This window comes from Cyanobium sp. Cruz-8D1 (genome assembly GCF_024345975.1).
Lineage (GTDB): Bacteria > Cyanobacteriota > Cyanobacteriia > PCC-6307 > Cyanobiaceae > Cyanobium.
The window spans coordinates 1-3,562 of the sequence record NZ_JAGQCD010000092.1; the positions used below are offsets into that span (position 1 = coordinate 1).

General features: G+C 62.0%; 5 protein-coding genes. 1 reads left to right on the plus strand and 4 read right to left on the minus strand.

All coding sequences use genetic code 11. From position 1 onward, the window contains the following. A partial coding sequence (locus KBZ33_RS21155; protein ID WP_255011985.1) for a hypothetical protein occupies positions 1–380 on the plus strand: 380 nt, incomplete at its 5' end. 10 nt (positions 381–390) lie between these two features. Here the strand turns inward: KBZ33_RS21155 and KBZ33_RS21160 are convergent. Genes KBZ33_RS21160 through KBZ33_RS21175 form a run of 4 tightly spaced genes read right to left on the minus strand, consistent with a single transcriptional unit; the run spans position 391 to position 3,459 of the window. Then, entirely contained in the window at positions 391–828 is a 438-nt protein-coding gene (locus KBZ33_RS21160; RefSeq protein WP_255011987.1) for a hypothetical protein, read from the minus strand. Between the two features lie 26 nt (positions 829–854). Then, positions 855–1,358 (minus strand): rhodanese-like domain-containing protein, encoded by a 504-nt coding sequence (locus tag KBZ33_RS21165; RefSeq protein ID WP_255011988.1) that lies wholly within the window; start codon positions 1,356–1,358, stop codon positions 855–857. Between the two features lie 56 nt (positions 1,359–1,414). After that, positions 1,415–2,416 carry a cytochrome d ubiquinol oxidase subunit II gene (gene cydB / locus KBZ33_RS21170; protein WP_255011990.1) on the minus strand — a complete coding sequence of 334 codons (1,002 nt, stop codon included), beginning with the start codon at positions 2,414–2,416 and terminating at the stop codon, positions 1,415–1,417. 2 nt (positions 2,417–2,418) lie between these two features. Continuing rightward, positions 2,419–3,459 carry a cytochrome ubiquinol oxidase subunit I gene (locus KBZ33_RS21175; protein WP_315859253.1) on the minus strand — a complete coding sequence of 347 codons (1,041 nt, stop codon included), beginning with the start codon at positions 3,457–3,459 and terminating at the stop codon, positions 2,419–2,421. Positions 3,460–3,562: the final 103 nt, after the last annotated feature.

Here is a 3,562-nt window from a genome sequence, read left to right on the forward strand (position 1 = left end):
GAGCCTTCTCTGCTGCCTTGGCTGCCCCTGTCACACCCAACCTGATCGGTACATGGACGGTTGAAGGGAAGGGGGCCGTGCTCTGCAAAGTCGAAGCATCGAGATGCAAGACCCATCATCATGGTGATTTCAGTGATCTCAATGCCGTTGCTCAAATCACCAAGCAACAGGGTCGGGTTTTTCACGGAGTCTTCAAATCAAAGTACGCAACTGAGAAGTTTGTCGGCACGCTCGGCCATGACAATGCCACCATGTACATTGTCGATGAGGACGGGTTTACGGATGGCAAGATCATCAGTCCCAACCAGATTCAGGTTGTTTATCGTCACACCTCTGATTTCGATTCCGTCGTCGACATTGGTACCTGGACCCGCCGCTGAGTGAGCCTGTTCAGAGCAGCCAGCCGGGCCGCAGCAGCAACAGCAGGGCCAGGGCCACCATCACGACACCACTGATGAGCTTCAGCCACCGGCCCGTGCCTTCGGTGAGTTTGCTGCTGCTCAGCGCCAGCACGGCGAACCCAACCATCAGGGCGTCGTCGGCGATGTAGCCCACGATGTAGAGGCCCAGGTAGCCGTAATGGGCGGCCGCAGCAAGGTTCTGTTGACTGAGCACAGCGGTGTAGACCGCCGGCAGTCCGGCGATCCAGAGCGTGATCAGCCGCAGGGCCTGGTTGATCGACGGGTTCATCGGCCTGGAGGCTTGATCCTTCAGTGTGGGAAGCAACGAAGCAAGGGCCTTGCGATCTTGGTGGTTCGTTGCGGATGGCTCGAGGCGTTGCAGCCAGGCCGGCTCGGCGTGGGTGCCGCCGAAGTCGCCGGCCACCATCAGCACCCCGCCAGCAACCCCCAGGCCTACGCGCCTTCTGTGGTCACCACGGGCTCACCGGCCGCCTTCCAGCCTTCGATGCTGGGTGCAAAGCCCTTCACCTGGTGGCGGCCCTCCAGCTGCAGCGCCATCACTCCCATGGCAGAGCGAAAGCCGCTGGAGCAATAGAGCACCACCTTTCGCTCTGGGGAAATCTCAGCCACGTGGCGGCTGAGATCGTTCAACGGTCTGTTGATGGCTCCGGCAATGTGTCCCGCCCGGTACTCGGCAGGGGTTCGCACGTCAATCAGCGACACGTTGCCGCTGGCAAGCAGGCGCTTCAGGGCTGGAACCGATCGAATCGCGTGAAAATCATCCGGCAGGTTGAAGAGGTACTGCTCCACTGCGGCGTCAATGGCAGCGGCCTCGCCAGCAGCAACCGTGGCATCCGGAAGAGCGATCGCGGTGGCCGCAGCGGCGCCCTGAGGCGCTGAGATCAGCAGGCAGAGGGCGATAGCGACCCCCAGCAGGAGCGAGCGAAGGCGAGACATATGGGGTTTTGACACATCCTAGGGGGATTGATCATGCTGGAGGCCAGAGGTTTTCCCTATTCGGCACTCACCTTGCCGCGAAAAGCAATGTAATTATAGATGTTGTAGAAGAGCATGATGGGAATCAGCACGCCGATGAACGTGAGCATGAATACCATCGAACTCACCGACGACGACGCCTGAAAGATCGTGACCGACGGAGGAATCACCGCCGGAAACACCATTACCCCCAGGCCAGCAAAGCTGAGGATGAACAGCATTACGGTGTAAGCGAAGGGCCATACCTCCTGCTGCATCGCCAGGCTGCGGAACAGCTGAACGATCAGGGCGACACCCAGCAGCGGCAATACAACAAAGAAGGGCAGGAAGGCGGGATCAAACAGGCGCTGCCGCAGCGTTTCCGACGCGAACGGTGCCGTGAAGGTGATCAGCAGGGCCCCTCCCAGGGTGGTGGCAGCCGCCAGGCGGGCGGTGCGCACGTGCAACTGCTGCAGCTCACCACTGGTTTTGAGGATCAAGTAGGTGGAGCCGATCAGCACGTAGCCCTGGATGAGCGTGAGAGCCACCACCAGGCTGCTGGGGTTCACCCAGATCCAGGCGGAGCCGATGAAGTGGCCTGCGGCATCGGTGGGGATGCCAGAGAGCACCGTGCCCAGACAGATGCCCTGGGAGCCAGCGGCCAGCACGCTGCCAGTACCGAACATCAGGTTCCAGGGGCGCTTGTTGATGGCGTTTTCGCGAAACTCGAAGGCGACGGCCCGCAGGATCAGCCCCAGGATCATCAGGTAGATGGGGCCGTAGAGGGCCTTGAGGATGGTGCCATAGGCCAGGGGAAAGGCTCCGAACAAGGCCCCGCCCATCAGGACGAGCCAGGTTTCGTTGGCATCCCACACATTGCCGAGGCTCGTCATCAGGATCGTGCGCTGGGATTCGCTGGGGGAGGTGAGCGAGAGGATGCCCACCCCCAGATCAAAACCATCGAGGATCACATAGAGCAGCAGGAACAGGGCCAGGATCACAAACCAGACCGTGGGCATGAACCATTCGAGGAACTCCATGTTCAAACATTCCCCGATCGGTCGGGAAGAATCACGGGGGCGGCAAGGCCAGGCGGCTCAAGGGTGAGATTCGGTCCCTTGGCGATGATCCGGGAGCCGAAATACAGCGCGAAGACCAGCAACACCGTGTAAAGCACAGCGAACACACTCAAGCTGGTGAGGACCTCGCCCACCGGCAGAACCGAGGCGGCATCGGCGGTCCGCAGCTGGCCGTAGACCGTCCAGGGCTGGCGGCCCACGCAACGCACCACCCACCCGGATTCAATCGCCAGGTAGCCGGCTGGAGCCGAAAGGATCCAGGCCCAGCTGAACCAGGGCCACTGGGCGAAGCTGGCGGCGCTGAGGCCGCCTCGCCACCAGAGCAGCAGGCTGAGGGCCATCAGGGCCGCCGCAGCCAGGCCGATCGCCACCATCATCCGGAAGGCATAGAAGAGCAGACCCACCATGTGGGGCCGCTGGTCGGCGGGCCAGCTGTTGAGCCCACGCAGGGGTTGGCTGAGCTGCGGGCGCGTCTCCAGGATCCAGCTGAAGGCGCCAGGCACCGACAGACTCCAGCGGTTGCTGCCGCTGGCCTCATCGGGGGAAGCCAGCACGGTCCAGGCCGGGGAGCTGCCGGCGGCCTGGTCGTCCCAGAGGGCCTCGATCGCGGCCAGCTTGGTGGGCTGATGCTCGGCCACCTGCACGGCGCTTTCGTGGCCGGCCAGGATCTGCAGCGGCGCCACCGCCAGCAGGATCACCAGCGCCAGCTTGAAGGAAAACAGGAAGAACTCCGGTGCCTTCTGGCGCATCAGCGACCAGGCACTGATCGCGGCCACCACCAGCATCGAGGTTTCCACCGTGGCCAGAGCCATGTGAATCACGCTCCTCACCATGAAGGGGTTGTTGATGGCGGCGAAGTAGTTCTGCACATGAAAATGGCCTTCGGAAAAAGTACCGCCCGACGGAGTCTGCAGCCAGGAGTTGGCACTGAGAATCCAGAACACCGAGAGGTTGGCGCCGAAAGCCACCATCACGGTGGACAGGGCTGATTCAAAGTGTGTCACAAGCGCGCTGGTCTGAGCTGCCAGCGTTGGGTTCGCTGAGCGAGCTTGCTCCTTCTCTGTGCGCGAAACCGGCTCTGCTGCAACCGATCTAGATCTGATCAGC

Bases quoted from the DNA above. Each gene is read 5' to 3' on its own strand.
- KBZ33_RS21165 (WP_255011988.1), bottom strand. From the start codon at position 1,358: ATGTCTCGCCTTCGCTCGCTCCTGCTGGGGGTCGCTATCGCCCTCTGC.
- cydB (WP_255011990.1), bottom strand. From the start codon at position 2,416: ATGGAGTTCCTCGAATGGTTCATGCCCACGGTCTGGTTTGTGATCCTG.
- KBZ33_RS21160 (WP_255011987.1), bottom strand. From the start codon at position 828: ATGGTGGCCGGCGACTTCGGCGGCACCCACGCCGAGCCGGCCTGGCTG.